Below are 26,097 nucleotides of genomic sequence, written 5' to 3'. Positions count from 1 at the left end.
CCGACTGGGCGTTATTCGTGGTCGCATCGCTTTCGCGGAAAACCGGTGCCCACTTTTCCGCGCGATGCTCAATCACCGAGCATTTCGTCGAGCAGGCTGATGTGCAGCCACATCCGTTCGAGCAGATCGTCGGGCTCCGCGATCCCGGCCGCGGCGCAGGCGGCGGCGAGCTCGCTGTCGATGTCGAGCAGGTCGCGATCGGGGTCCGCGGCGGCGGGCGTGGCCGCGCCCATCCGCTCATTGGCGCGGCAGAAAAAGGCGAAATAGGCGTCGGCCGCGGCGATGAACGCGGTCGCGCCCTGTGCCTCCAGATAATCGGCGACCACGCCCGCCTTTCCGAACTCGCCGTGCGCGGCCAGGGGATCGGGATAGGGCACGAAATGCACCTTGCCCGCCGCATCGATCACGCGGCCCAGCGGGAACAGGCGACAGACCAGCGGCCGGTCGACATGGACCGTACAGCCCTGATCGCCCAGGAAGATGCAGCGCCCGTCCTCCCGCTGGCGCAAGGCGCTGTCGGCGGTGGTAAAGGTCTGCCGCGCCTCGGCGGTCGAGACGCCGCGATTGCGCGCGAGCCGCGCGATCTCATACGGATTGACCTGGATGCGCTTGTCGACGCAGCAGCTGTTGCAGCGCGTGCAGCGGTAACTGAACCGCGTATCGGCCGTCATCCGGGCCGGTATCGGGTCATGGGATGGCATGCGCGCCTCCTCTCCTCCACTGATCCCGAGCATAGCCGGGCGGGGCGGTTATCGGATAGGAACGAAGCGACTCCTTTCCAGAAAGACTCCATGCGCCTCTCCATCGACGCCCGGCTCGACTATTGGCTTGCCGCGCCCGCCGACCTGCTGTTCGCGCTGGAAGTGGCGCAGACGCCCGATCAGCGCCTGGTCACCGACCTGTTGCGCATCGGCGGGGTGGAGGCGTTGCGTCCGATCGCGGCGGACAACGGGCTGGGGCGGCGCACCTGGACGCGGGGGGAGGGGCGGGTGACCGCGCATTACACCGCGACGGTGGAGGTCGATCGCACCGGGGCGACGCTCCACGGCCTGGCCGCCGACGACGTCAAGCTGTTGCCGGCGGAGGTCGTGCCGTTCCTGTTCCCCAGCCGCTATTGCGAATCCGACCGGTTCGACGCGCTCGTCCGGCGCGAGTTCGATGCGGTGGCCGGCGGCGACCGAGTCGAGGCGATGGCGGAATGGATCCGCGGGCATCTCGATTATGTCGTCGGGTCGAGCAGCGTGACCACGACCGCCGCCGACACCTATGTCGCGCATCGCGGCGTGTGCCGCGATTTCGCGCACCTGCTGATCGCCTTCGCCCGTGCCGCCGACCTCCCCGCGCGCATGGTCGCGGCCTATGCCTGGCGCCTCGACCCGCCCGATTTCCATGCGGTGGTCGAAGTGTGGCTGGACGGCGCCTGGCGGCTGATCGACCCCACCGGCCTGGCGCCGGTTGAGGGGCTGGTGCGGATCGGGGTGGGGCGCGATGCCACCGATATCAGCTTCATGACCATCTTCGGCGAAGCGGAGTGTTTGTCGCAGAGCGTGAAGGTGGAGCGGGTGGGGTGAGGGGCAGCTAGAAACTCCCCTTCAGGGGAGGGGTTGGGGGTGGGGGAGTGCCCCAAGCCAATCGCCTGTGGAGAGCCCCCACCCCAACCCCTCCCCTGAAGGGGAGGGGCTGAACTATCTACCGTCATCCCCGCGCAAGCGGGGACCCATCTCCCGGACTATCCCATTCCACGACGGTCATAATTCAGACGCGCGCGTAGGAGATGGGTCCCCGCTTGCGCGGGGATGACGATTTGGGTGCGGGGCGGAGAACCCAAATAAGCCGTCGTCGTAAAGCGATCCATTTCCATAACTCGTCATCCCAGCGAAAGCCGGGATCTCAAGCCGCATCGCGTCACCGCCAGAGACCCCAGCTTTCACTGGGGTGACGGGAGGGGACGCTGAGGTAACTTTAAACCCGCAAAACCCACCCCCGCGCCCGCAGCGCCAGCGCGATAGCGATCGAGACCCCGCCCAGAATCACCGCATACAGCATCGACACCCAATCGAGCGGCAGGCCGGTCGCCGCGATCACCGCCAGCAACCTCGCCCCCAGATGCGCGCCACCCGCCGGCACCTTCATCATCACTATCGCCACCGCGTCATGGACGACATACAGCGTCAGCGACACCGCGCCGAGCGCCGCCACCGTCTGCGCGACCCGCGACGCGCCGATCCGCGGCCAGACGATCTTGAGCAATGCCAGCAAGCCCAGCCCGATCGCGGCGTTGATCAGCGTGAAGGTCGGCGTCCACAAATTCTTGTTGATCGGCCAGAACCAGGCGGCGGCAAGCGTCAGGCCCAGGCACAAAACCGCGACGGCGATGATCATGATCACCGGCTTCTTGCGGCGCACCGACATGCGCTGCACCGCCATGCCGATCATCGTCGTGGCGATTGCCGACAGGGTGGACAGCGGCCCCTCGGGATCGAAGGGCGGGCCGTTATCGGGATGGCCATAGAGCCGCGTGCCGCCCAGGATCGCGCGGTCGAGCCAGCCGCTCATCCCTTCGCCCGGCGCCATGCTGGCGATCAGGTCGCCCGGGGCGGGCAAATGGAGCAGCACGCCATGGACCAGCATCAGCACGCCGGCAGCGATGGCGGCCGCTTTCCAGCTCGTCGTCTGGCGACACGTGATCGCGCAGATCAGATAGACCACGCCGATCCTCTCCAGCACGCCGGTGAAGCGGATATCCTCCAGCCTAAGGCTGAAATGGACGATCATGCCGATCCCGAAACCGATCAGCCACAACAGCGCCGATCGCCGCACGATCTTCGCGATCGACGGCCGCGGCATCCGCCCGTCCATCGTCAGCGGCAAGGCGAGGCCGACCGCGAGCAGGAACATCGGGAACACCAGGTCGGCGAAAGTCAGGCCGTTCCATTCCGCGTGATTGATCCACCAGAAAGCGTGCTCCTCCGACCCCTGCAGGTTGGCAAGCACCATCCCGAAGATCGCGAAGCCGCGCAGCGCGTCGAGCGGTTCGTCGCGAATGCGCGTGGGTTTCGACATGTCCATTGTGTTCAACCCGTTACCACCATGCCGCCCTTCATGACCATCCGCACATGGCGGACCGCGGCGATGTCGGCGGTCGGGTCGCCGTCGACCGCGATCAAATCGGCGAGCAGCCCCGGTTTGACCGCGCCGAGCTTGGAGTCGAGGTGGAACCAGCGCGCATTGCCCCAGGTCGCGGCGATCAGCACGTCGGCGGGACTCATCCCGCCCGCCGCCATCAGCTCCATTTCCCGCGCATTCGTGCCGTGCGCGAACACGCCGACATCGCCGCCCATGCAGATATGGACGCCGGCCTTCATCGCCATCTGGAAGCTCTTGCGGTTGATCCGTACGGCTTCGGGCGCCGGCTCGGCCCCGGTCCAGCCGCGATAGCGCGACGTGGCGTCCGATGCGGCGAGCGTCGGGCAAAGCGCGATGCCTTTCTTGGCCATCTCCGCGAAAATCTCGGGCGTGCCGCCATAGCCATGCTCGATCGTATCGACTCCCGCGGCGATCGCGCGGCGCATCCCTTCGGCTGTCGCGGAATGGACCGCGACCGGGCGGCCGGCATCGTGCGCGGCGGCGACCGCGGCCTTCATTTCCTCCAGGCTGAGGGTGGGGCGGCTGTCCTCGCCCGGACGCCAGCGATAATCGGCATAGAGCTTCACCCAATCGGCGCCGCCGGCGATCTGGCGGCGCACCGCAGCGACGATCGACTCGACGCCCGACACTTCCTCGGCGCCTTGCGGGATGGCGACGCCGGGCTCGAACCCCTTGGGGCCGTACGCGCCCAGCGCGACGATCGCGCGCGTCGCGACGTTGAGGCGGGGGCCGGGCACGATTCCCTGATCGATCGCCGCTTTCAGCCCGACATCGGCATAGCCCGCGCCTTCGGTGCCGAGGTCGCGTTCGCTGGTGAAGCCGGCGAGCAATGTCGCCTTGGCGCTCGCCACCGCGCGCGCGGTGCGCAGCGCAAGCGGCTCGTGCAGCACCTGATCGTCCCAGCTCGTCTCGTTATAGGGGTGGAGGAACAGGTGCCCGTGCCCCTCGATCATCCCGGGCATCAAGGTCTCGCTGGGCAGCTCGATCACCTTGGCGTCGGCGGGCGCCGACAGGTTGGGTCCGACCGCGGCGATACGGTCGCCTTCGACCAGAACTTGCCAGCCGGCATGCGTCTTGCCGTCGATCGCGTCGAACACGCGCGCGGGCTTCAGCAGGACCATTTGCCTCGGCGCCTCGGCCGCGGGGAGGGCGGCTGCAGGCCCAAGCAGCATCGCCAATATAAGAGCCAGCCAGCGCATGGTTTTCTCCCCGGTGTCGCGTTACGCTGCCGGCATGGATAGAGCCCTCCGCTTCCCGCTCCTAGCCCCCGTACTAATGGCCGCTGTCCTGACCATGGCGCCGACCGCGCCCGACCCCGCTTCCGCCGACATGGCGCGATGGCGAGCCGAGGCCGCGCGCGTCACCATCACCCGCGACGATTGGGGCATCCCGCACGTCCGCGGGCAGAGCGACGCCGATGCGGTATTCGGGCTGATCTACGCCCAGGCCGAGGACGATTTCTCGCGCGTCGAGGCCAATTACCTCACCGCGCTCGGCCGCACCGCGGAGGCGCCGGACGCCGATGACGACGCGATCTGGAGCGACCTGCGTCAGCGCCTCTATGTCGAGCCCGCCGAGTTGAAGGCGCAATATGCCGCCAGCGCGCCCTGGCTGAAGTCGCTGATGAATGCCTGGGCTGACGGGCTCAATTTCTACCTGGCGACGCATCCCGGCACCAAGCCCAAGGTGCTCACCCACTTCGAACCCTGGATGGCGCTCAGCTTTACCGAAGGCAGTATCGGCGGCGATATCGAGCGTATTTCGCTCAGCGATCTCAAGACCTTCTACGGCAAGCCGACGCCGCCGACGCCCGAAGAACTCGGCATGGTACCGCGCGAACCTTCCGGATCGAACGGCATCGCCATCGCACCCAAGCTGACCTCGGACGGCAAGGCGCTGCTGCTGATCAACCCGCACACCAGTTTCTACTTCCGCTCCGAAGCACAGATGTCGAGCGCGCAGGGCCTCGACGCTTATGGCGCGTCGACCTGGGGACAATTCTTCATCTACCAGGGGTTCAACGCCAAGGCGGGCTGGATGCACACCTCGTCCACCGTCGACAATGTCGACGAATTCGCCGAGCGCGTGACGAAGCGCGGCAGCGGTTACGTCTATCGCTACGGCAGTGCTGAGCGGCCGGTGACAGGCAAGACGGTGACCCTGCGCTATCGCAAATCCGACGGATCCTTGGGTGAGCGTAGCTTTACCACATGGCGAACCCATCACGGCCCGATCGTCGCGATCAAGAGCGGCCGCTGGATCGCCGAGGCCTTGATGTGGAAGCCGGTGCCCGCGCTCGAACAGAGCTGGCTGCGGACCAAGACCAGCGACCTCAAGAGCTTCCTCCAGGTCGCCTCGCGGCGAGCGAACTCGTCGAACGACACCTTGTTCGCCGACAGCAAGGGCGAGATCGCGTTCCTGATGCCGCAATTCATGCCGCTGCGCGACAATCGCTTCGATTATACCCGCCCGGTCGACGGCAGCGATCCCGCGACCGACTGGAAGGGTTTGCACACGCTGCCCAGCTTGCCGAGCGTGCTCAACCCGCGGGTCGGCTGGGTACACAATACCAACGACTGGCCATGGGACGCGGCGGGGCCGGATAGCCCGAAGGCGGCGAATTATCCGCGCTACATGGACCAGATTGGATCCAATGCGCGCGGTACGCATGCCGACCTGTTGCTCCAGGGCAAGAGTGGCTGGACGCCGGAAAAACTGCGGGTTGCGGCGTTCGACAGCTATCTGCCCGCCTTCGCCGAACTGATCCCCGGACTGGTCAAGGCATGGGATGCACTCCCCGCCGACGATCCGCGCCGCGCCAGGCTGGCCGATCCGGTCGCGCTGCTACGCAGCTGGGACTATCGCTGGGGCTATGATTCTACCGCGACCAGCCTGGCGGTATTCTGGGGCGACCATCTATGGCGAGAAGTCGGCAGCTTCGCCCAGGCCGAGCGGATGAACGTGCCCGATTATATCGCCACGCGCGTCAAACCGGGCGACAAGCTCGACGCCTTGGCGGCGGCCGCCGACCGGCTCAAGCGCGATTTCGGCGACTGGCGCGTGCCGTGGCGCCAGATCAATCGCTTCCAGCGGCTCGACGATTCGATCGCCCCGCATTTCGACGATGCCGGGGATTCGACGCCGGTGCCCTTCACCTCCGCGCAATGGGGCAGCCTCGCCTCGTTCGGCGCCAGGACCTGGCCAGGGACCAAGCGCTATTACGGCACCAGCGGCAACAGCTTCGTCGCGGTGGTGGAATTCGGCCCGCGCGTAAAAGCGATGGCGGTGATGGCCGGCGGCCAGAGCGGCGACCCCGCCTCGCGCCACTTTGCCGACCAGATCGGCCGCTATGCCGAGGGGCGGCTGCGCCCGGTCTATTTCTACCCGGAAGACCTCAAGGGCCATGTCGAACGGCGCTACCGACCGGGCGAATAGGATCAGGAGGCCGGTGGCGCTTCCGCGGGACCGATCAGGCTGCTCTGCGGCAGGGCGATGCGGACGAGTTTCCATGCGAACAGGCCGCGTCGCTGGAAGACCAAAGTAACCGGATCACCGGCCGCGCCCTGGCGCCGCAAAGCGACATCGAAACGGTTGAGCGCGATGTAATGAAAGTCGTAGTCGACCCGCCGTGGCGCCGCGGACTCCGTTTCGGCGTGGCCCACCTTCCCCGCGCGGACCAACGCCGCGATCCCCTCGGGCGTCACGACGCTGTCGATCATCCGGTCGAGGATCGACGGCATCAATATCGCGCCGAGCCCGGCGAACGGATTGCCCCGCATCTGGGGATCGCGCTGCATCCGTGTGGTCACCGCCGCCGCCACTTGCGGCTTCAGGTCGGCGCGCACCGCCGGAAAGTCGACCGCGCCCCGCAGCTTTTCGGCGTCGCCTTGTCTCGCCGCGGCGACGAAACCGCGCACCGCGACATAAGGCGACGCGCCATAAGCCAGCGCGAACAGTGCGAGCGCGGCGCCGCTTGCGATGGTCCAGCCCTTGCGCATGCGATCCTTTCGGCCCCACGCCTGATCTAGGGCGGCGGATTTCTCCGGGCAATGTCGCTGCTCACCGTACCAATGCGTTGCGGGATTCTACGATAGTAGATTCCCAGCGTGGCGCGTTAACCATAGATGCCGCGATACGAGTCCCGACAGTGCAGCGAGTCGGGGAACGGTCATGAGTTTTATGGACACTATCGAGGCTGTGATGCCGCGCATCGCCGTTTTCGGCGTCGGCGGCGCGGGCGGGAACGGCGTTGCCGGTCTGGTCGACGAAAACCTGCCGAATGTGGAGCTGATCGCCGCCAATACCGACGCTCAGGCGCTGCGCACATTGGGCGTCCGCCAGCAACTGCAACTCGGCCCGATGGCGACACAGGGGCTGGGCGCGGGCGCGTGGCCAGAGGTCGGTCGTGCCGCCGCGCAGGAAGTCGCGGATGAAATCGACGCCGCACTCGAGAATGTCGACTTCTGTTTCATCGCTGCCGGAATGGGCGGGGGCACCGGCACCGGCGCGGCGCCGATCTTCGCCGAGCGCGCCCGGCTACGCGGCATTCCGACCATCGCGGTGGTGACGCGGCCGTTCGAGTTTGAAGGATTGCGGCGGGCGAGCCGGGCGGATCAGGGCATCGCCACGCTCGAGCCCTTGGTCGACGCGATCATCGTCGTTCCCAACCAGCGGCTGCTGGGCATCGGCGATCTCGAGATGACTTTCAAAGCGGCCATGCTGGAGTCGAACGCGGTGCTTGCCGATGTGGTCGGCGGGATCGCGCACCTGCTGGTGACGCCGGGGCTCAAGCAGATCGGTTTCGCCGAAATGCGCAACGTGGTCGCCGAGATGGGCCGGGCGGTGATCGGGTTCGGCGAGGCGACCGAGCGCACCGACCGCACCGACCGCGCGGTCCTCGCGGCGGAACGCGCGATGGCCTGCCCGTTGATCGACGACGAGATCGCCGGGGCTGGAAAGCTGATGATCTCGATCAGCGGCGGTACCGACATGTCGCTGATGGAGCTCGACGCGATCGTCGCGACGATCGCCGATCAGGCGTCGCCGGACGTCGAGCTCGCCTGGGGAGCATCGGTGTCGGAGTCGCTCGACGGCATCGTTCGCGTCGCCCTGATTGCACAAGGTCATCGGCCCCAGGCGCGCTCGCAGGCTGCGTTGGTCCGATCCGCCGTAGGGCCGGTTGCCGCTATCTACGCGCCGGTCGCCGAGTCTCAACCGGCCGTTTCCATGTCCGGAACGGCTAAATCGATCGAGCTGCCGGCAGACGTTTCGCCACCGATCGCGGCGGCCGTGGCTTTGGCGAAGCCTCTCTTCATCGCGACGCCTGAGGCCGACATCGTCGCGCCCCCGGCTGCAGCGCCAAAGCCTGCGCTGCCGCTCGGCGCGGCGGCGGTGAGCAGCCCTGGCGATCTCACCGCTGCGCTCGTCGAACCTGTCGTAAGTGACACGCCGTTGCTCGACCTGATCGATCGGCTGCCGTCGTCGACGCAGCCAGATACCCCCGACAAACGGCGCGACGAGCCGCCCGTCACGGTCAACCTCAAGGCCTGCACGATGGACGAACTCTGGCTCGGCGACTTCGAACTGGAAGATCCCCGGCGCGCCAGTCTGGTCGAGCAGATCGCCAGCGCGGTGAAGGCCTTGTTCCGCGCGATGACCTTGCGGCTGGGTTTCGGTCGCCACTCGATGATCGCCTATCGTGGCGGCCGGCCTTCGCTAGCGGTGTGATCGGGTCATAATGAACTATTTAGTCTAAAATATTTCGCCAAGCTTATTGTAATTCCACCAATATTCCGGGATGCTGAACAGCGGCGAAAATAATAGAGGCCGCCCCGCCTGGCGGGTGGCATAAGGATGGGGACGAATGCCTGGTCGAATGCGTCGTGCGAACGACGCATCGAGACATGACAAAGTAGCACTGGCGTTGGCCGGAATTGCCGCGCTGGCCGCATCTCTATCGTTATTGGGCTGGTTGTTCGAAGCACCAACGCTTGCCTCGTTCGGAGCGAGCTACGCGCCGGCCTGGCCGCTGACGACTACGGGTTATTTGCTGCTTTCCTTCGCGATAGTGATGGCGATCCTTGGCCGGCGCGGCGCTATGGTCGCTGCGGTTGCCGTTTTGGTCCTCGTCGCGATGATCGTCGCCGAATCCGGATTGGGGATCCGGCCCGGCGTCGACCGGTTGCTCTTTCCCGAACAACTCGCGCGCTCGACCGCTGCCAATCCGGGCCGTCCGGGATCCAATTCGCTCCTGTCCTTCGTGTCGCTGGCCGCGGCCATATTGATTGCGCGGCGGCAATCGCCGCTGCTCGACCGGGTCGCGAACGTACTGGCGGCGCTGGCGCTTTGCCTTGGTCTCTATTCGACCACCGCGCTGATGTGGATCCATCACGCTGCTCTCCTCAACCAGTTCTTCGTCGCACCGTTACCGGCCGGTCTGGCGTCGCTGGCGATTGCTTGCTCTTTCCTGTGGTGGAAACATGAGGCGGGGTGGACCGGCCTCTTGTCGGGCGACCGGATGCGTCAGCCACTGGGCTGGTTGGTCCTGCCGATTCTGTTCGTTCTGCCCGCTGTCCCCGTCGTCCTTGAACAATGGTCGATCAGGACCGGCAGCGCACCGCCCGAAGGTGCCGCCTTGATCGCGATCCTGGTCAACATGCTGATCATCGGCACGATCCTGTTGCTGGTGTCCGACCGGCTGACCCGTCAGCGGTTGGCGCTGGGCGACCTCAGCGCCGCGCTCGACAGCGCTGCCATCGCGCTGGTCCGGCCGGACGGGACGATCCTCCATTGGACGCGGGGCTGCGCCGAACTTTACGGCTGGACCGACAGCGAAGCGGTGGGGCGGAACAAGCACGAACTGTTGCAATCACGTCCGCGCCGCAGCGTCGGTGCCGAATTGCCGCTCGCCGACGGCGATGCAGAATTCGTCGAGCGCAGCCGCGACGGGACCGAGCTCAATATTCTGGAGCGACGGCGATACCTGCGACGCTCAGACGGCGACGACGTCGTCGTACTCAAGATGCTCGACCTGACATCGCGGGTCCGGGCGGAGGAAGAATTGCGCGCCAGCGAGCATCGCCTCGCAATCGCCGCGGAGGTGAATGAGATCGGCGTGTTCGAGTGGGACGTCGCGACCGGCCGGATCAGCTGGTCGCCAGGGTCCGAGCAGCGATTGGGTCTGGCCCAGGGTACGATCGACAGTTTCGACGCGTGGCGCGACCATGTCGATCCCGCGGATTTGGTCGATGTAATGGCGTCGATCGATCGCGTCGTCGCCGATCGGCTGGATCGCTTTGCTTTCCAATATCACTTCCTCTCGCCGGACGGGCCGCCGCGGATTCTCGAAGGAACGTCGCGCTGTCTGTTCGACGAGCGCGGCAATCTGATCCGAACGATCGGCTCGCTGGTCGACGTCACGCACCGCAACCGGCGTGAGACCGAGATGCAGCTCGAATCGATCATCAGGACGGTACCGGACGCGACGATCGTCATCGACGACCATGGCATCATCAAGAGTTTCAGCCCGGCCGCAGAAGCAATGTTCGGCTATTCGGCAGCGTCGATGATCGGGTGCAACGTCAAGATCCTGATGCCCGATATGTTCGCGTCGGGTCACGACGCGGCGATCGCTCGCTACCTCAAGACCGGGGAGCGCAAGGTCATCGGCGTGACTCGCGAATTGACCGCGCGGCGTGCGGACGGTGCGCAGTTTCCGATCGAACTCAATGTCGGAGAGGCGCGCATCGGAGAGGAGCGGATCTTCACTGGAATCGTCCGCGACGTTTCCCGGCGCCTGTTCGAGGAACAGCGCTTGTCCGAGCTCAGCGCGGAACTGGCGCATATCTCGCGCCAACGCGGCATGAGCGAGCTGGCGGCCGACCTAGCGCATGAACTCAATCAGCCGCTCAGCGCGACGGGCAATTTCATCGCGGCGGCTCGGATGCTGATCGAGCAGGGCGGAGGCGGCGAGCGCGTCGCCGATCTGCTGCACATGGCCGAAGAGCAAACCCAACGGTCGGGTGACATCATCCGGCGGTTGCGCGACTTCCTGGCCAAGCGCGACATCGAAATGCGCTCCGAATCGCTCGACGAGGTCGTCAGGGATGCGGTCGCTCTGGTCTTCTTCGGCACTCGGCGCGAAGAGATCGAGCTCGTCTACGAACTCGATCCGGCCTGCGACAGGATCTTCGCCGACCGCGTTCAGATCCAGCAGGTGCTGGTCAATCTGTTGCGCAATGCGGTCGAAGCGTTGCGTTCGCTCGACACCGGCGGTCCGCGACGGATCGTGATCCAGTCGCAATCGAAACCCGACGACCTGGTCGAATTGGCGATCATGGATACGGGCCCCGGCATTCCCGAAGCGCTGAGCGAGCAAGTCTACGGGCGTTTCTCAACCACCAAGTCGGGCACGGCAATGGGAATCGGCCTGTCCATTTCGAGACGTATCGTCGAGGCGCATGGCGGCGTCCTGACGGCGGAGAACCAGCCGGACGGAGGGGCGGTGTTCCGCTTCACCCTGCCGGTGTTCAAGGAGCTGGAAGATGATCCGGAACATCTACCTGATTGATGACGACGATGCCGTGCGGGCGTCGCTGCACGGCCTCCTCTCGCTGCGTTCCGACCTCGTCGTGCGCAATTTCCGCTCGGGCGATCAGTTTCTGGAGCGCGTTGCCGAACTGGAATCGGGCGTGCTGCTGCTCGATTATCACATGCCCGGAAAAAACGGGATCGAGGTCCTGCAGGAACTGGCCGCGTCTCCTCCCGCGCGATTCCTGACCATCATCCTGACCGGGGAGGGCAATATCGATATTGCCGTGCAGGCGATGAAGGCCGGAGCGTTCGATTTCCTCGAAAAGCCCTATAAGGCCGACGCCCTGATGGAGGCGATCGACAAGGCCTTCGACCGCCTGGAGCACGACAGCACCGGGTCGGCGCAGGTCGAAACCGCGCGCGCCAAGGTGGCGGTGCTGTCGCCCAGGGAACGCGACGTCCTGACCGGATTGATCGAGGGGAGATCGAACAAGATCATCGCCTATGATCTCGCGATCAGTCCCCGCACGGTCGAAATCTATCGCGCCAACCTGATGACCAAGATGGGCGTGCGCAGTTTGTCCGAGGCGCTCCGGGTCGCGTTCGCCGCCGGCCTCATCGCGACGGGCTAGACGCCCGCCAGCCGTCCAATATCTCGACCAGCCGGCGCGTGGCACCGCGCCGGGGCAGTCGCACCGGGCGATCGTCGAGTTCGCCGGACGATCCGTTGAGGATAATGACCTGCAGCCATGGCGGGGACACTTCGGCGGCAGCCTGGCCGATAGGACCATCGTCGGTGACGAGCACGGCGGTCGTGACCGCCAGGCCGTGCAAGCCTCGCACCAGTTGGTCCGCTCCGATCGTGACGACATTGATGCCGATCATCGTCAGCCGCGCAGTCAACGCGCTGCGCAGGTCGCTTTCGGAGATCAGCAGGACGATCAGATCGAAGGGCAAGGTGCGACATCCAGATGCAACGGGGCTGCGGCAGGCTAATCCGCCCGTGCCGATTAGTCGGCTAGGTAAACCTACGTAGCAGCGCCTCTATGAGGTCATCTTTGCGCGTCCGCGGTTACCGCTCGGGTACCAACCGGTTAGGTATTTCACCGCGCGGCGGAATAATCTCGAAGCGCCGATCAATGGTCTTGCGATGTTGGCCGATAATTTCGGCCCAAAGCCGTGACGTGTGCCGCGGCAAGTCGATCGATCGTGCCGGGGATATTCAGGCGCTGAGACGAAGATCGGCTTCGACGCTGGCCGGTTCGAACCGGGCAATGCCGCCGCCCTTGCTCTTGATGCCGCAAAGCGCCGCATCGGCCTGGGCGATCAGGCGATCGAGATCCGCGTCGGCTGCCATCGTCTCGGCATAACCGATGCTCGTGCCGATCGAGATATCATGGCCGTCGATCGAATAAGGCTGGGCGATCGCTTTGGCGATCCGGCGCGCCAGAAGCTGCGCCTCTCCGGCATGCGCCATTTGGGCTTGCACCACGACGAATTCGTCTCCGCCGATCCGCGAGGCGAAATCGCTCTTGCGCAACAATCCCTGCAGCCGGCCCGATACCGCCTTCAGCAACGCGTCGCCGGTCGGGTGGCCGTAACGATCGTTGACCGGCTTGAACCGGTCGAGATCCAGACAGTGGGCCGCGATCGTGTCGCGCGGGCCGCTGTTGGCGACAGAGATGTCGAAACGCTCGCGCAGGCTCAGGCGGTTGGGCAGGTTGGTGAGGTGGTCGGAGCGCGCCAGCGTCGCGAACAACTGGCGCCGGGTAATATCTGCCGCGGCCTGACGGTAACGGGCGAACACGCTCTGGATCCCGCCGGCGAGAAAAACCGCGAGCAAAGCCCCGGTCGCCCAAAAAGTGATGTCCGGGAAAGACCAGGCGACGACGATGGTCGGCACGATCGCGACCAGCATGCTCGGCACACTGATCCAGGGCCGCATCGACAGGCCGGCCGCGACGCCGGCGCCATAACCGAACAAGAGCCCCACGATTGCCATGCGGCTCGCCGGGGCGGCGATCATGAAGGCGCGCGCCCCGAACAGGCCGAATATGAGCGCGAAGGCGAGATACGCCGTGGCGAAGTGGCGCTCGAAATGCCGCGCGGTCTCGACGCCGAGCGCCGGGTCGGCGACGCGCCGGCGATAGAGCAGCACGACGGTGAGCCGTGCAGCGGCGGCCACCGATCCGGCAACCATCAAAAGGGTCAGCGTGGTGTCCGGCGTCTGGCTGGTGATCAGCGCGGCGACCCCCAGGAACGACATCGCCATGATCGCCGTCGGCAACAGGGTCGAGAACAGGCTGGCAACCAATTTGATATAGGTGCCGTCCGGCACCCTTGCCCTGCTTCCGTCCACGCGCGCCGCTCCTTTCCGAAGCGGCATGTTCCACGGTCGCGGTTAATATTCGTCCCGCCGCCGGGCCTTCCGGGCTCCGGAATTCTACCTAGTTCCGGCTAGATAGTTGCGGGACCATGCCTCGAAGCTGTTAAGGAATGGTGCCCAAGGGCGGAATCGAACCACCGACACTGCGATTTTCAGTCGCATGCTCTACCAACTGAGCTACTTGGGCATATCCGGCGAAGCGCGGAAGCGGGCGCTCTAATCGCTCGAAACCTCGCTGTCCAGTGCTTCCGGACCGGCGGGTCCCGCCGGAATGCGATATCCTTCACCCAGCCATTTCAGCAGGTCGCGGTCCTTGCAGCCACGGCTGCAGAACGGCTTGTATGCCGGGTCGGTGGTCTTGCCGCAGAGCGGGCAGGTATTGGCCTTGGTCATGACGTGAAGGAGATGGGGGCGCCGGTCCGCCGCGACAACTCATCGGCCAGGTCGGGATGCGCGGCCAGCCAGCCGGCGACGCGCGGTCCGGCGGACTGGACCGGCGGCACCGGCGGCGGCGTGCGTTCGATCGCCCTCAACAGCGCCAGCGCCGCGGAGGCGACAGGGTCGGCGCGGAGCAGCTCGGGAAGCGACGCCCGGCGGCGCGGGCGGACGATCTGGAGGAATCCGAAGCCGTTGATCGCGGTGCGTTCGAACGGCTGGGGCAGGACGGCATCGATCATCTCCGCTGCCGCCTGACGCTCGGCCTTGTTGCCCAGGGTCGGGAAGTCGATCCCGATCGATCCGCCAATATCGAGCCGCATGATCGCCATCGCCGCCGCACGCGCCGCGGCGAGCGCCAGTGGGGCAGGGGCGCCAGGCCCGTCGACATCGAACAGGGTCATCGCGGGCGTGGGCGACATGCGCAGCGCGCCACCGGGAAAGGCGATCTCCCCGGTCTCGGCCTCGTCGAGCACTTCGGACCAGCCTGCGGCTTCGAGCGCGTCCAGCTCATGGGCGCGGAGCATACGGACGGGAAAGCCGCTCGCCCGGCACCGAGCGAGCAAATCGTCGGCCGCGCGCGGTTCGGCGTCGCTCGCCGCGACCTTGGCGAGCTTTGGGCGGCCCGGTTCAGGAATAGCTTCGCGCACGACCTCGACTGTCAGCCGCGCGCCCAAGGTAATGCCAGGCGGCAAGCGCTCGATCACCGCCGCGCCCTCGGCGGTTTCGACGCGGCTCAGCCCGGCGGCGACGCGTTCGATCAACTGGCCGTCGAGCACTGCGCCGAGCTTGAGCCCGCCCGGCCGTTCGATCCGCGCTTTCAGGATGGTGCCGTCCTCGACCAGAGCGGCGCGCGCTTCGCCGATCCCGGCCTCATACAGCCACTCAGTCACGCCGTGCTTTCGGGAGACGATCGATCGTCAACTTCGTCATGCCGGGCCCGTCCCGGCATCCACCGCGCAACCAACTGCGAACCGGGCCTGCGGCGCGGTGGACCCCGGGACAAGCCCGGGGTGACGGTTGGGAGTGAGGCGTGGCAGTGCCGTCATCTCGATTGGAGCCATTCCTTCAAGCTGCCCCCGAGATGGATGCCGTTCCAAGTCAGTCGGCCTCTGACTGATCCAGCGGCAGGCCCGCCGAGGTCAACAACGAGCGCGTCTCGAACACCGGGAGGCCGACCACGTTGGAATGGCTGCCGGCCAGATAGCGGACGAACGCCTCGGCCTTGCCCTGGATGGCATAGCCGCCAGCCTTGCCCATGCCTTCGCCGCTCGCGACATACCAGTCGATCTCGGCCGGGGAGAGCGCCTTGAACGCGACGATCGTGTCGGCGACGCGAACGCGCGGCCGGCCATCGGCGCCGATCACGCACACGCCCGAATAAACATGGTGCCGCCGCCCCGACAGCAGCCCGAGCATGCGGCGCAGATCGGCCTCGTCGACCGGCTTTTCCAGGATGCGGCGCCCGACCGCGACGGTGGTGTCGCCGGCCAGCACGACCTCGTCCGGCGCGCGCTCGACCGCCAGCGCCTTGTTCTCGGCCAGCCGCGCGACATAAGCACGCGGCGCCTCGGCCTTCAGCGGAGTCTCGTCGATATCGGGCGCCGCGAGGCGCGCGGGCACGATCCCGATCCGCGCTAGCAATTCCTGCCGGCGGGGAGACGTGGAGGCGAGGACGAGTTTCATTGTTGGGGCGTCATGCCAGCGAAAGCTGGCATCTCAAGCCGCATAGAACCCCAGCTTTCGCTGGGGCGGCGGGGCATTATTGCGGCCCCGGTCCGCCGCGGCCCGGCATGAAGCGATAGGTGATGCGACCCTTGGTCAGGTCGTACGGAGTCAGCTCGACAAGCACTTCGTCGCCGACCAGCACGCGGATGCGGTTCTTGCGCATCTTGCCGGCGGTGTGACCCAGGATCTCATGGTCGTTTTCCAGCCGGACGCGGAACATGGCGTTGGGCAGCAGTTCGACTACCTGGCCACGCATTTCGAGAAGTTCTTCTTTAGCCAAACAATGCCTCATGAGTATGCGGGCAGCGCCGCGTGACGCGCGCCCTTAGCGGATGGGGGACGAAAAGGGAAGCTGCCCTGCCGGGGCGGGCGGGGAACGCTCGAGGATATGGCGATGAGCGCCCCGACCGGCAAGGGCAAGCTGTCCGCGCGAAATCGCCGGCGATGACGCAATCTTCCTAGGCAAGATGTTGGCGGCATGGCATTTTTAATCTTCGTCGTTCACCGGGGGTCTTTGCCATGCGCCGTCTCTGCGTTTCGCTTGCCGCTGCCGCTGCCTGCTTCGCCATCCCGCTTCCCGCCGATGCCAGCGGCGATTTCGGCTGTTCGCCGTCCTGGCGGCTGAACCACGCCAACCTCACCGGCTGCGACGACATGGCGATGCTCGGGCCGGGCAACGATACGCGGACCAACCTCACGATGCTGCTGTTCGATCGGCGCGGGTCGCTGCCCAGGCCGGGCGAGGGGGCGCCGCCGCAGCCGCTCGGCGCCTTGTTCGACTGGCGCACCTTGTCGGGCTGGCTGGCGGTGCGGCCGGACAATAGCGACAGCGACTATTCCTCGGGCGAAGGGTCGCGTTGCCGGTCCAACGGTAGCGGCGCGGAGGCGTTCGAGGCGGCGGTCAACGCCGCCAGATTGCCGGGGGGCGAGGGCGCGGCGCTGATCGCCGCACGCAAGTCGCTCAATCCCGATTGCGCCAAGCCCGGCGCGAGCGTCAGCGCGGCGCTCGACGGGCAAGTGAAGTCGCCCGCGGGCAAGGCGTTCGCCACCTATCTGGCCGGCGCGCAGGCCTTTTACGACGGCGATTTCGATGCGGCGGGGACACGCTTCGCCAGCCTGGGCGGCGCGCGTGACGGCTGGCTGCGCGAGACCGCCCGCTACATGGCGGCGCGGGTCGAGGTGAACCGCATCCAGGTCGGCCTGTTCGACGAATATGGCATCCCGAAGGATTTCAAGACGGTCGACCAGAAAGTCGTCGCCGCCGCGGACGCCGGCCTGCGCGCCTATCTCAAGGACTATCCCAACGGGCTCTATGCGGGGTCGGCGCGCGGCCTGTTGCGGCGCGTCTATTGGTTCGGCAGCAAACGCGACCTGCTCGCCCAGCAATATGTCGCCTTGTTCGCGCAGCCGGCGGCGGTGCGCGGATTCAACGACGTCGATCTCGCCGAGGAAATGGACACCAAGCTGCTGCCCGATCTGACGATCGGCGACACGCGCGATCCGACCCTGCTCGCCGTGCTCGACCTCAAGCGGATGCGGATGGCGGACGACGAGGTCAGCGCCGGCTGCTGCACCGATCCGATCACGCTGGCCGAGATCAACGGCCAGCGCGCGGCGTTCGCCGGCAATCAGGCGCTGTTCGACTATCTGGTCGCCGCGCATCAATATTATATCGGCAAGAAACCGGCCGAGGTGCTCAAGCTGATCCCCGACGCCGCGCGCCAATCGAGCTTCAACGAGGTGCAGTTCAGCCGCCAGATGTTACGCGGCATGGCGCTGGAGGCCGTCGGCGATCGCAATGCGCGCGGCTTCTGGCTGGAGATGCTGCCCGGCGCGAAGCTCGACGCGCAGCATTCCGCGCTCGAACTCGCGCTCGCCTGGCATGACGAGCGGACCGGCGGGCTGGCGCGGGTATTCGCGCCCGACTCGCCCGTCGACGACGCGATGCTGCGTGGGATCCTGTTGACCAACGTCGCCGATGCCGGGCTGCTGCGCAAACAGGCGACCGGAGCGAAGGCGGCGCACGAACGCCAACTGGCGCTGTTCACCCTGCTCTACAAGGAATTGAGCCGAGGCGCGTATCGCGATTTCGGCACCGACCTCGCGCTGGTGCCGGCGGGTGCTGCCAGCGACACCAATTTCTACGATCTGCTGGGATCGGAAGCCTTGCCGCTCGGGCTGTTCCTAAGGCCGACCCAGCCGACCGATATCGACTGCCCGACGCTCAGGCGCACCGCCGCCGATCTCGCGGCAGCGCCCGGCAGCCCGCATGCGCGGCTCTGCCTGGCCGACTTCTTCCGCGCCAATGGGTTCGACCAGTTCGTGCTCGACAGCCAGCCGCCCAAGCAGGATCTCGGCGGGACGAAGACGCTGTTCGCCGGACCGGTCTATTCCCGGCTGGAGGTCTACAAATCGATCGCCGCCGACGCCAAGGCACCGGCAGACGACAAGGCCTATGCCTTGTTCCGGGCGGTCAATTGCTACGCGCCGTCTGGTAACAATTCGTGCGGCGGAACCGACGTCGACAAGGCGGTGCGCAAGGCGTGGTTCGCCCGGCTGAAGAGCGATTACCCCAAGTCGCGTTGGGCGCGCGAGCTGCGTTATTATTGGTAGGCGGTGATCCGCGCCGTCCTCGCCGTCGCGGCATTGGGGATCGCCCTGCTGCCGGTACCGATCGCGCGCGATCGGGCGGTGGCGCCAGCTTACGATGCCGTGTGGCTATGGGCGGGGGTGCGGGCGCAGCCGGCGCTGGCGAGGGCTAAACGGCTGTATCTGTTGCAGGGCCAGATCGAGGCGACCGACCCGGTCCGCTACGCGGTGCAGCGCGCGGCGGTTCCGCACCTTGGCAATCGCGACGTCTGGATGGTGGTGCGGGTCGAGACGCTCGCCTGGTCGCCCGCCATTTACGACCAATTGCTCGCGGCGCTGGCGCGGTGGCGAGCGGGCGGCAACCGGGTTGTCGGCGTGCAGATCGATTTCGACGCGCGGACGCGGCATTTGCAGGATTACGCCGCGTTTCTGCGCGGGCTTCGGACACGGCTCCCCAAGGATTGCCGGCTGGGGATCACCGGACTGCTCGACTGGAGCGCGAACGGCGATCCCAAGGGCCTCGATGCGCTCGCGGGCGTCGTCGATGAGGCGGTACTGCAAATCTATCAGGGGCGGCATGTCATTCCGGGGTATCAGGCGTATCTGGCCAAGCTGGATCGGCTGAAGCTGCCGTTCCGCATCGGCCTGCTGCAGGGGGGCGAATGGCAGCCTACCCCAGGGCTGGAGGCCAACCCGTGGTTTCGGGGGTATGTCACGTTTTTGGTCAATCCGATCGAGGCCGAAGGTAAAGAGTAGACCGCCTCTCGGACGTTCGTCCCGTCATCCCAGCGAAAGCTGGGATCTCAGGCGATTGATATACTGCACGAGACCTCAGCTTTCGCTGGGGTGACGGCTGTTATTGAATCGCGTCGGTTATTCGCCGGGGATGCGTAGGAAGTCGGCGGCTCGTTAAGATGCCCGACACACTCGCCCGGCCGCCGCTCGTTGCAGCAGGCTTGCCCGATTGGCCCGCAAATCCGTACCACTGCGCGCCAGCGGCTCCGGCCCATCCGCCAGCCCCTTCCACAACGCCGCGTTGAACCGCGACGTGTCGAGCCGGTCCTCGCTGGTGAAATCCTGCCCCTGCATCGCCGCCGCCCACCAGCCGGCATCGCGCGGGGGGCAGGCATTCGCGGCTGTCTTCGCGGCGACGAAGCGGTCGGCCGGGATCGGCAGCTTGGTCCCGCGCAGCACGTCGGCGGCCTTCGCACGGAAGCTCCAGTCCTTCTGATTGAGGTCGAACACATCCGCCATCGGTGCCGCCAGCGCATCGTTGAGCCCGAGCGGCGGCAGCCCGAGCACCGCCTCGATCGTGCGCAACATGCTGACCGTGGTGTAGCGCGTCGAGACCAGGGCGCGTTGCTTCACATACGGCCCGACGACGAAGGCAATGCTGCGTCGCGCGTCGACATGGTCGCCGCCATTCTGCGCATCGTCCTCGATCACGAACACCAGGGTCGAATCCTTGAACGAGCTATTGGCGATGCGTTCCAACACCATACCGACCGAATAATCGTTATCGGCCATCTCGGTCTCGACCGTATTCACGCCGTCGACCGCTTCCTTGAAGTCGCCGAAATGATCGTGGCTAAGGCGCAGCAGGGTGAGCGCGGGCATCGTCCCCGCCTTGTCCTGCTGGTCGAATTCGCGCCGCCATTCGAGCATGCGCCAATAATCGGGCAGTTTCTGGTCGAAGCCGCGGAAATACGGGTCGCTGCGGCTGGCGAGATCACGGTCGGCGGGCGTCCAGATCGTGTGCTTGTCCTTGAACGGCTCGCGCAACAAGGGGACGAAACCGGGGGATTCGCTGTCATAGACCGACGCGTCGGAGAACCCGTAATTGCGCACGGTCAGCCCGGCGCGGATCGCGGCGTTCCATAAATAGCCCTGGCCGGGCAGCTTGTCGTCATCGGCATCGGGCGCGTTGAGCAGGGCCGGGCCGGGCATCAAATCGGGATCGTTTGGATGGCGTGGATCGGCCTTGCGGCGCTCGGCGAGGCTCAGGCTGGTCGCGACGTTGCGGTCCGCTTCCTCCGATTCATAGGCCAGGCCGCGTGCCGCGTAATTCACCGGCGCGGTCTTTTCGAGCAAATCGGGCACGCGCGCCGCGGTGGTCCAGGTCCAGCCGGTGCTCGATTGCTCGCCCGAATCGTAGAAATTGTCGAGCGTCACGAAATTGCGGGCCATGGCGTGGTGATTGGGGCTCAGCGCCTCGCCCAGGATCGCCAGGCTCGGGTCGCCATTGCCGATCTCCAGGTCACCGAGCACCTGATCATAGGTGCGGTTTTCCTTCACGATGAAGACAACATGCTTGATGCGCTTGGCGACCTCGGCCATCCGCGCCTCCGCCGCGCGGCGCGCCGTGGCGTTGGACAGGCCGATATTTTCGGCGACCTGCAGCGTGGTCTTCGCCAATGCCCGGCCGTCGGGCATCGGGAACTGCAGCAGTCCTGCCTTTTCCAACTGGAAGATATATTGGTTGGCCGCGCCGCAGGCACTCGGCTGCGCCTTCTCGACCGCGAGTTTGGGCGCGCAGCCGCGCGGGTTGGGGCCGGGCGGGCTCTTGCGGTTGACGACGAAGACGCGCGCGCCGTCGGCGCTGGTCGCGACCGCGCTGGGATACCAGCCCGTCGGCACGACGCCGACCACCTCGGCCGCCGTCGCGCCCGGCGTGACCATCGCCACCGCATTGATCCCGCCATAAGTCACCAGCAAGGTGCCGGCTGGCGTGAGCGCCAGGCCGTTGGGATTGATCCCCTTGCCGAGCGGCCCCGCCGACAGGCTGTCCGGCAAGCCGAGCCGCGGCTCGCCGGTCAAGGTGTCGGTGGTCATATCCACCATTGCCAGACGATCGGCATTGTCCTCGGTCGCGTAGAGGCGGTGCGTGCGCGGGGCGATCAGCATCGCGGTCGGCTCGCCGATCGTGGCGATACGCTTGGCGACGCGGATCGCGCGACCGGCGATATCGAGCGCGACGATCTGGCGGTCGCGCGGCGCCGAGACATAGGCGCGTCCATTGTCGCGCCAAATGATCGCGAAGGGGAATTCGCCGCCGGGCTGGCCGGACGCGGCGGGATCGATCTTGCCCGGCCGCAAATCCTGTTCGGTGATTATCGCGCGGCTGGCGAGGTCGATCAACGTGACCGAATCGTTATAGTAATTGGCGACCAGCAGGCGCTTGCCGTCGGGGCTGATCGCGACACCCGCCGCTTGCGGCTTGACGTCGACGCCATTGCCCGTCGCGTGACCGAGCTTGATCGGAGTGCCGGCTGGCGCGAACCCCGTCTTGCCGCGGCGGAACAGGTGGACGACGTCGTCCACGCCGCCACCAACCGCGAAGCCGCGTCCGTCGGGCGTCCAGGCGATGCCCGAATAGGCATTGGGTACGACCAGCGTCTGCTCGAGCCGCGCGCCGGCGCGGTCGATGCGATAGGCGAAGACATATTGGCCCGATTGCGCGGCGACGACCTGCCCGTCAGGGCCGTTGAAGCGGTTGAACCCGCTGGTCAGCACCAGCATCTCGCGGCGATCGGGACTGACCGCGATCGCGGCGGCGCCATCGGCGATATAATCGGGGTGCGGGCCGACCCGCGAGACCAGCGGACGGAACACCGCCCCGGGCGCGGCGAGCGGGGAGAGCGACTGGCCGGTCGGCAGTTGCTGCGCCGATGCCGCGGCGCCGAGCCCGGCGACCAGTCCGATTAACGCGCGCATCCTCATCATCGTCTCCCCTTCATCCGGGGCGGATAGGACGCGGTTGCTACGCTTCGATGACGGGTCTTATTCGGCCCCGTCGGCGCCCTCGTCCGATTCCGCCGCGGTGTGGAAATAGGCCTCTACCGGACCCGTCAGCTTGATGGTCAGCGGATTGCCGTGGCGATCGACCTTCTTGCCGAGCGCGACGCGGACCCAGCCTTCCGAGATCGAATATTCCTCGACATCGGTGCGCTCGGAACCCTTGAAACGGATGCCGACGCCGCGCTGCAATGCCTCCTGGTCGAAGAAGGGGCTGCGCGGATTGCTCGACAAGTGATCGGGGGGCGTATCGGTCATGGCGCGGGCTATTGCCGTGACCTGCTGCAAAAAGCAAACGGCGCGGGAAAGCCGTGGCTTCCCGCGCCGTTCCGCTCAGTTCAGCGGCTGCTTAGTTGCAGACGCGGACCCGGACGCTGCGATCCCAATACGGGTCGTAGCGACGTTCGACCCAGCAGTGGCGATAGTCGCGATAGCGATAGGCATAATAGCCGTCGGTCGGATAATAGCCGCGCTGGCGATAATAATAGTCATCGTAATCAGGGCGATAGCCGCGGCTGCGATAATAATAATCGCGGTCGTAACGGTCATTCGCCGACGACGCGATCGCCGCACCCAGCGCCAGACCGACAACGCCGCCCGCGATCGCTGCGCCGGTGCTGTCGCCGCCACGGTGCCAGCGATGATAATAACGCTGCGCATCTGCAGGGGCTGCCGCGGTCAGCGCGGTGGCTGCGAGCGTTGCGCCCAGGACGGCCTTGGTCAGAAGCTTGTTCATTTCGAACCTCCAATCATCACTCGGTTCCGACAGACTAAACGCAGACTGTCCGAGCCTGTTGCATCCTTCTATGCGAGTCGGTCTGAATGGCCGCTGAGACGGGCATTCACTTGGGATTTAGGTAGGGAGATAGCGGATGGCGTACTGGTTCCTGCGGTCGGAGCCCGAAGTCTATGGCTGGGATCAGCTGGTCCGCGACGGCGGCACCGAATGGGACGGCATCCGCAATTACACCGCGCGCAATTTCCTCAAGGACATGCAGGTAGGCGACCAGGCGATCCTCTATCATTCGAACACCGAAAAGGCCTGTGCCGGGATCATGGAGATCACGCGCACCTGGAAACCCGATGGCGAGAAAGGCGACTGGGCATCGGTCGCGGTCAAGCCGGTCAGGCCGTTGAAGCATCACGTCACGCTCGCCGAGATGAAGGCGGAACCGCGCCTCGCGAAAATCGAGGTGCTGCGGCAGTCGCGGCTGTCGGTGACGCCGGTCCGCGACGATGAATGGGCGGTGCTGATGGAAATGGCGCAGGGATGAGCGCGGGTGCCCTCCAACTGATCACGGGCAAGATCGCCGCTGGAAAGTCGACGCTTTCCGCGAAGCTGGCGGTCGAGACGGGCGGGCTCGTCTTGGCCGAGGATCAGTGGCTGGCGACGCTCTATCCGGCGCAGATCACCTCGCTCGACGACTATCGGCGCGAAAGCGATCGGCTGCGGACAGCGATCGCGCCGTTGATCGTCGACCTGTTGAAGCGCGGCCTGACGATCATTCTCGATTTTCCGGCCAACACAATTGCCAGTCGGACGTGGATGCGCGGACTGGCTGATGCGGCGGGAATCACCGCGACGCTGCATTTCCTCGATCTGCCCGATGAGCTGTGCCGGCAACGCCTTCATGCGCGCAACGCGGCGGGCACGCATGCTTATCAGGCAAGCGATGCCGAGTTCGACCAGTTCACCGCGCACTTCGTGCCGCCGCAGGCCGATGAAGGCTTTGCGATCATCCGGCATGAGGCTTCGTAGGTAACCCTTTCGTCACCCCGGACTTGTTCCGGGGTCCAACCCTCCACAATGGACTCCGTCCGTTGTGGCGCGTTGGATGCCGGACGAGCCCGGCATGACGATTCTGATCTTGCCGAATTTGTCGAAGGGTTCGGCGCCATCGCGCGTTAAGCTGGCAGGAGCCAGACTGGATACGTGTTGATGCGGTTCACCAGCGCCGTGCGGGACGCCGCGCCGGCCGATAACGACGATGCGTTGATGACGCGTATCGCCGGGCGCGATGCCGTGGCGTTCGGCCGCGTGGTGGACGCCCATGCCGCGATGCTCCATCGCATCGCCTATCGCATGATCGGCGACGCGGCGGAGGCCGAGGATATCGCGCAGGAGGCTCTGCTGCGGTTGTGGGCGTCGGCCGAACGCTGGCGGCCGGGGCAGGCGGGGATTGCGGCGTGGTTGACGCGGGTTGCGGTCAATCAATGCCTCGACCGGCTCAGGCGGCGGCGCTTCGCCAGCGACGAAGAGCAGCCGGAACGCGCCGACGAAGCGCCGGGGGCGGACGCCCAGGTCGAGGAAGAACACTTGCGCCGCGCGGCGCGTGCCGCGCTCGGCGACCTCAGCGAGCGGCATCGCGCTGCGATCGTGCTGACTTATTATGAGGAGTTACCCAATTCGATGGCGGCCGAGGCGCTGGAGCTCAACCTGAAGGCGTTCGAGTCGCTGTTGTTGCGCGCGCGCGGCGCGATGCGCGCTTCATTGGCGGCACGAGGGCTGACCTCGCTGACCGGGGAGATCGCGTCATGAGCGCGAACGAGATGGATTTCACCGCCGCCGAACGCGCCGCGCTCGATCGCTTCACGGTACCGGCGATGCGATCCGGTCTTGCCGCCGATATCGTCTCGGCGGCGACTGTCGGCGCTCGCGTGCCGCCGCGGCGAACCTCGCGCGTGGGCTGGCGGGCGCATGGCCGCGTCTTGTTCGGCGCCGGTGCGCTGGTCCTGGCCAGCGCGACGGCAGCGGCGACCGGCTGGTTCGGCAAGCTGCCGATCGCGATCCCCGGCATTACCCGCACCGTCGCCGAGCCGGAGGTGACAAAGCCGAAGCATGTGGTGCGTGCGGAAAGGCCGAAGCCGAAGGTCGGGCAAGCACAGGCGCTGGCGACGGTTCCCGAGCCTCAACCGACGGTGTCGCCGGATCCGGCACCGCTCGACCGATGGCGCGCGCAGCGCCAGGCACGGATCGCGGCGGGGCTGCCGGTAAATCGGCCGTTGGTGCGCCGTGCGCTGATGGCCCGGTTCCGCGCCATGCCCGCGGCGCAGCGTCAGGCAGCAGTGGCCGAATGGCGCCGGATCAGGGCGCTGCCGCCGTCCGAGCGCAGGGCGGAGATCGCCAAGCTCAAAGCCGATTATCTCGCTACCCATCCGCGCGTCGCCGCTCAGGTGGAAAAGCGGCTTGAGGCGAGATCCGCATTGGCTGCGTCTGCGGGCGATCCGGTCAAGCCGGGCGCCGCGCGTCCCGGCGGCACTGTGCCTGACGCTGCGATGGGCAACGCGCTCACGCCGCAGGAGCGATTCGAGCGGCGTCAGGCGCGCCGTCAGTTGTGGATGCAGCGCCGCGCCGAGCGATTACAGCGGTGGCGGTTGCAGTCGGGCCAGCCATTGCCATCGAACGCGCACGACGAAGGGCAGAGCGCGCCCGATCGTTGAGGGCCTAGACGGGGCTGTCTTCCTCCAATTTCGGCAGTTCCGTC

At 66.3% G+C, this 26,097-nt stretch carries 24 protein-coding genes and 1 tRNA gene; 11 read left to right on the top strand and 14 right to left on the bottom strand.

Annotated elements, in window-relative coordinates:
- Positions 1-68: 68 nt before the first annotated feature.
- Positions 69-701, bottom strand: coding sequence for a YkgJ family cysteine cluster protein (locus Q0L25_RS05740; RefSeq protein ID WP_296612392.1), 633 nt, complete (start codon positions 699-701; stop codon positions 69-71).
- Between the two features lie 90 nt (positions 702-791).
- On the opposite strand from Q0L25_RS05740, the gene Q0L25_RS05735 reads away from it, so the two are divergent.
- Complete coding sequence (locus Q0L25_RS05735) at positions 792-1,571, top strand: transglutaminase family protein (protein WP_296612391.1); 780 nt, start codon at positions 792-794, stop codon at positions 1,569-1,571.
- 391 nt (positions 1,572-1,962) lie between these two features.
- Here Q0L25_RS05735 and Q0L25_RS05730 read toward each other — a convergent pair whose 3' ends face one another.
- Both Q0L25_RS05730 and Q0L25_RS05725 read right to left on the bottom strand, forming a co-directional pair.
- On the bottom strand, positions 1,963-3,063 hold the full coding sequence (locus Q0L25_RS05730) for a heparan-alpha-glucosaminide N-acetyltransferase domain-containing protein (RefSeq protein ID WP_296612389.1): 1,101 nt from the start codon (positions 3,061-3,063) through the stop codon (positions 1,963-1,965).
- A gap of 11 nt (positions 3,064-3,074) precedes the next feature.
- Positions 3,075-4,346 carry an amidohydrolase family protein gene (locus tag Q0L25_RS05725; protein WP_296612388.1) on the bottom strand — a complete coding sequence of 424 codons (1,272 nt, stop codon included), beginning with the start codon at positions 4,344-4,346 and terminating at the stop codon, positions 3,075-3,077.
- 76 nt (positions 4,347-4,422) lie between these two features.
- Here Q0L25_RS05725 and Q0L25_RS05720 point away from each other — a divergent pair, with 76 nt between their 5' ends.
- Positions 4,423-6,582, top strand: a complete 2,160-nt coding sequence (locus tag Q0L25_RS05720; RefSeq protein WP_296612386.1) for a penicillin acylase family protein — start codon at positions 4,423-4,425, stop codon at positions 6,580-6,582.
- 2 nt (positions 6,583-6,584) lie between these two features.
- Here the strand turns inward: Q0L25_RS05720 and Q0L25_RS05715 are convergent, their stop codons facing one another.
- Complete coding sequence (locus tag Q0L25_RS05715) at positions 6,585-7,145, bottom strand: DUF2939 domain-containing protein (protein WP_296612384.1); 561 nt, start codon at positions 7,143-7,145, stop codon at positions 6,585-6,587.
- Between the two features lie 172 nt (positions 7,146-7,317).
- Here Q0L25_RS05715 and ftsZ point away from each other — a divergent pair, with 172 nt between their 5' ends.
- The 3 genes from ftsZ to Q0L25_RS05700 all read left to right on the top strand — a co-directional run bounded on the left by ftsZ (position 7,318) and on the right by Q0L25_RS05700 (position 12,311).
- The gene (ftsZ, locus tag Q0L25_RS05710; protein ID WP_296612382.1) at positions 7,318-8,874 is read left to right on the top strand and encodes a cell division protein FtsZ; all 1,557 of its coding nucleotides are present in this window, start codon (positions 7,318-7,320) and stop codon (positions 8,872-8,874) included.
- 148 nt (positions 8,875-9,022) lie between these two features.
- Positions 9,023-11,716 (top strand): PAS domain-containing sensor histidine kinase, encoded by a 2,694-nt coding sequence (locus Q0L25_RS05705; RefSeq protein WP_296612380.1) that lies wholly within the window; start codon positions 9,023-9,025, stop codon positions 11,714-11,716.
- Complete coding sequence (locus Q0L25_RS05700; RefSeq protein ID WP_296612379.1) at positions 11,691-12,311, top strand: response regulator; 621 nt, start codon at positions 11,691-11,693, stop codon at positions 12,309-12,311. The genes Q0L25_RS05705 and Q0L25_RS05700 overlap by 26 nt, the downstream gene beginning before the upstream one ends.
- Here Q0L25_RS05700 and Q0L25_RS05695 read toward each other — a convergent pair.
- The 7 genes from Q0L25_RS05695 to infA all read right to left on the bottom strand — a co-directional run bounded on the left by Q0L25_RS05695 (position 12,295) and on the right by infA (position 16,508).
- The gene (locus Q0L25_RS05695; RefSeq protein WP_296612377.1) at positions 12,295-12,636 is read right to left on the bottom strand and encodes a hypothetical protein; all 342 of its coding nucleotides are present in this window, start codon (positions 12,634-12,636) and stop codon (positions 12,295-12,297) included. The two genes, Q0L25_RS05700 and Q0L25_RS05695, sit on opposite strands and share 17 nt — an antisense overlap.
- A gap of 265 nt (positions 12,637-12,901) precedes the next feature.
- Positions 12,902-14,038, bottom strand: a complete 1,137-nt coding sequence (locus Q0L25_RS05690; RefSeq protein WP_296612375.1) for a GGDEF domain-containing protein — start codon at positions 14,036-14,038, stop codon at positions 12,902-12,904.
- A gap of 138 nt (positions 14,039-14,176) precedes the next feature.
- A tRNA-Phe gene (locus tag Q0L25_RS05685) sits at positions 14,177-14,252 on the bottom strand.
- 29 nt (positions 14,253-14,281) lie between these two features.
- Entirely contained in the window at positions 14,282-14,458 is a 177-nt protein-coding gene (locus tag Q0L25_RS05680) for a DNA gyrase inhibitor YacG (RefSeq protein ID WP_296612373.1), read from the bottom strand.
- A complete protein-coding gene (locus Q0L25_RS05675) occupies positions 14,455-15,393 on the bottom strand; it encodes a ribonuclease (RefSeq protein ID WP_296612371.1) in 939 nt (312 codons plus the stop codon). The genes Q0L25_RS05680 and Q0L25_RS05675 overlap by 4 nt, the downstream gene beginning before the upstream one ends.
- 208 nt (positions 15,394-15,601) lie before the next feature.
- Entirely contained in the window at positions 15,602-16,186 is a 585-nt protein-coding gene (locus Q0L25_RS05670) for a nucleoside triphosphate pyrophosphatase (RefSeq protein ID WP_296612369.1), read from the bottom strand.
- 76 nt (positions 16,187-16,262) lie between these two features.
- Positions 16,263-16,508: a translation initiation factor IF-1 gene (gene infA, locus Q0L25_RS05665; RefSeq protein ID WP_026325702.1), complete on the bottom strand. Its 246-nt coding sequence runs from the start codon at positions 16,506-16,508 to the stop codon at positions 16,263-16,265.
- Between the two features lie 239 nt (positions 16,509-16,747).
- On the opposite strand from infA, the gene Q0L25_RS05660 reads away from it, so the two are divergent.
- Together Q0L25_RS05660 and Q0L25_RS05655 are read left to right on the top strand one after the other, a co-directional pair.
- Positions 16,748-18,841, top strand: a complete 2,094-nt coding sequence (locus tag Q0L25_RS05660) for a hypothetical protein (RefSeq protein WP_296612367.1) — start codon at positions 16,748-16,750, stop codon at positions 18,839-18,841.
- Positions 18,842-18,844: 3 nt separating this feature from the next.
- Positions 18,845-19,573 (top strand): DUF3142 domain-containing protein, encoded by a 729-nt coding sequence (locus Q0L25_RS05655; protein ID WP_296612365.1) that lies wholly within the window; start codon positions 18,845-18,847, stop codon positions 19,571-19,573.
- Between the two features lie 153 nt (positions 19,574-19,726).
- Here Q0L25_RS05655 and Q0L25_RS05650 read toward each other — a convergent pair whose 3' ends face one another.
- The 3 genes from Q0L25_RS05650 to Q0L25_RS05640 form a co-directional block, all read right to left on the bottom strand.
- Complete coding sequence (locus tag Q0L25_RS05650) at positions 19,727-22,540, bottom strand: hypothetical protein (protein WP_296612364.1); 2,814 nt, start codon at positions 22,538-22,540, stop codon at positions 19,727-19,729.
- A 57-nt stretch (positions 22,541-22,597) separates the two neighbouring features.
- Positions 22,598-22,870: a DUF3297 family protein gene (locus tag Q0L25_RS05645; protein WP_296612362.1), complete on the bottom strand. Its 273-nt coding sequence runs from the start codon at positions 22,868-22,870 to the stop codon at positions 22,598-22,600.
- A gap of 91 nt (positions 22,871-22,961) precedes the next feature.
- Complete coding sequence (locus tag Q0L25_RS05640; RefSeq protein ID WP_296612360.1) at positions 22,962-23,348, bottom strand: hypothetical protein; 387 nt, start codon at positions 23,346-23,348, stop codon at positions 22,962-22,964.
- Between the two features lie 136 nt (positions 23,349-23,484).
- On the opposite strand from Q0L25_RS05640, the gene Q0L25_RS05635 reads away from it, so the two are divergent.
- From Q0L25_RS05635 to Q0L25_RS05620, 4 genes are all read left to right on the top strand, one after another.
- Positions 23,485-23,886, top strand: a complete 402-nt coding sequence (locus tag Q0L25_RS05635; protein WP_296612359.1) for an EVE domain-containing protein — start codon at positions 23,485-23,487, stop codon at positions 23,884-23,886.
- Entirely contained in the window at positions 23,883-24,371 is a 489-nt protein-coding gene (locus tag Q0L25_RS05630) for an ATP-binding protein (protein ID WP_296612357.1), read from the top strand. Before Q0L25_RS05635 ends, Q0L25_RS05630 begins: the two co-directional genes overlap by 4 nt.
- 180 nt (positions 24,372-24,551) lie before the next feature.
- Entirely contained in the window at positions 24,552-25,151 is a 600-nt protein-coding gene (locus tag Q0L25_RS05625) for a sigma-70 family RNA polymerase sigma factor (RefSeq protein WP_296612356.1), read from the top strand.
- Positions 25,148-26,053 (top strand): hypothetical protein, encoded by a 906-nt coding sequence (locus Q0L25_RS05620; RefSeq protein ID WP_296612354.1) that lies wholly within the window; start codon positions 25,148-25,150, stop codon positions 26,051-26,053. The genes Q0L25_RS05625 and Q0L25_RS05620 overlap by 4 nt, the downstream gene beginning before the upstream one ends.
- Positions 26,054-26,097 lie beyond the last annotated feature (44 nt).

Origin of the sequence: Sphingomonas sp., from assembly GCF_024508665.1 — a bacterium.
Classification (GTDB): Bacteria; Pseudomonadota; Alphaproteobacteria; order Sphingomonadales; family Sphingomonadaceae; genus Sphingomonas.
Note: the sequence above shows the minus strand (reverse complement) of the source record. Positions and strands in the feature narration are given on the sequence as shown.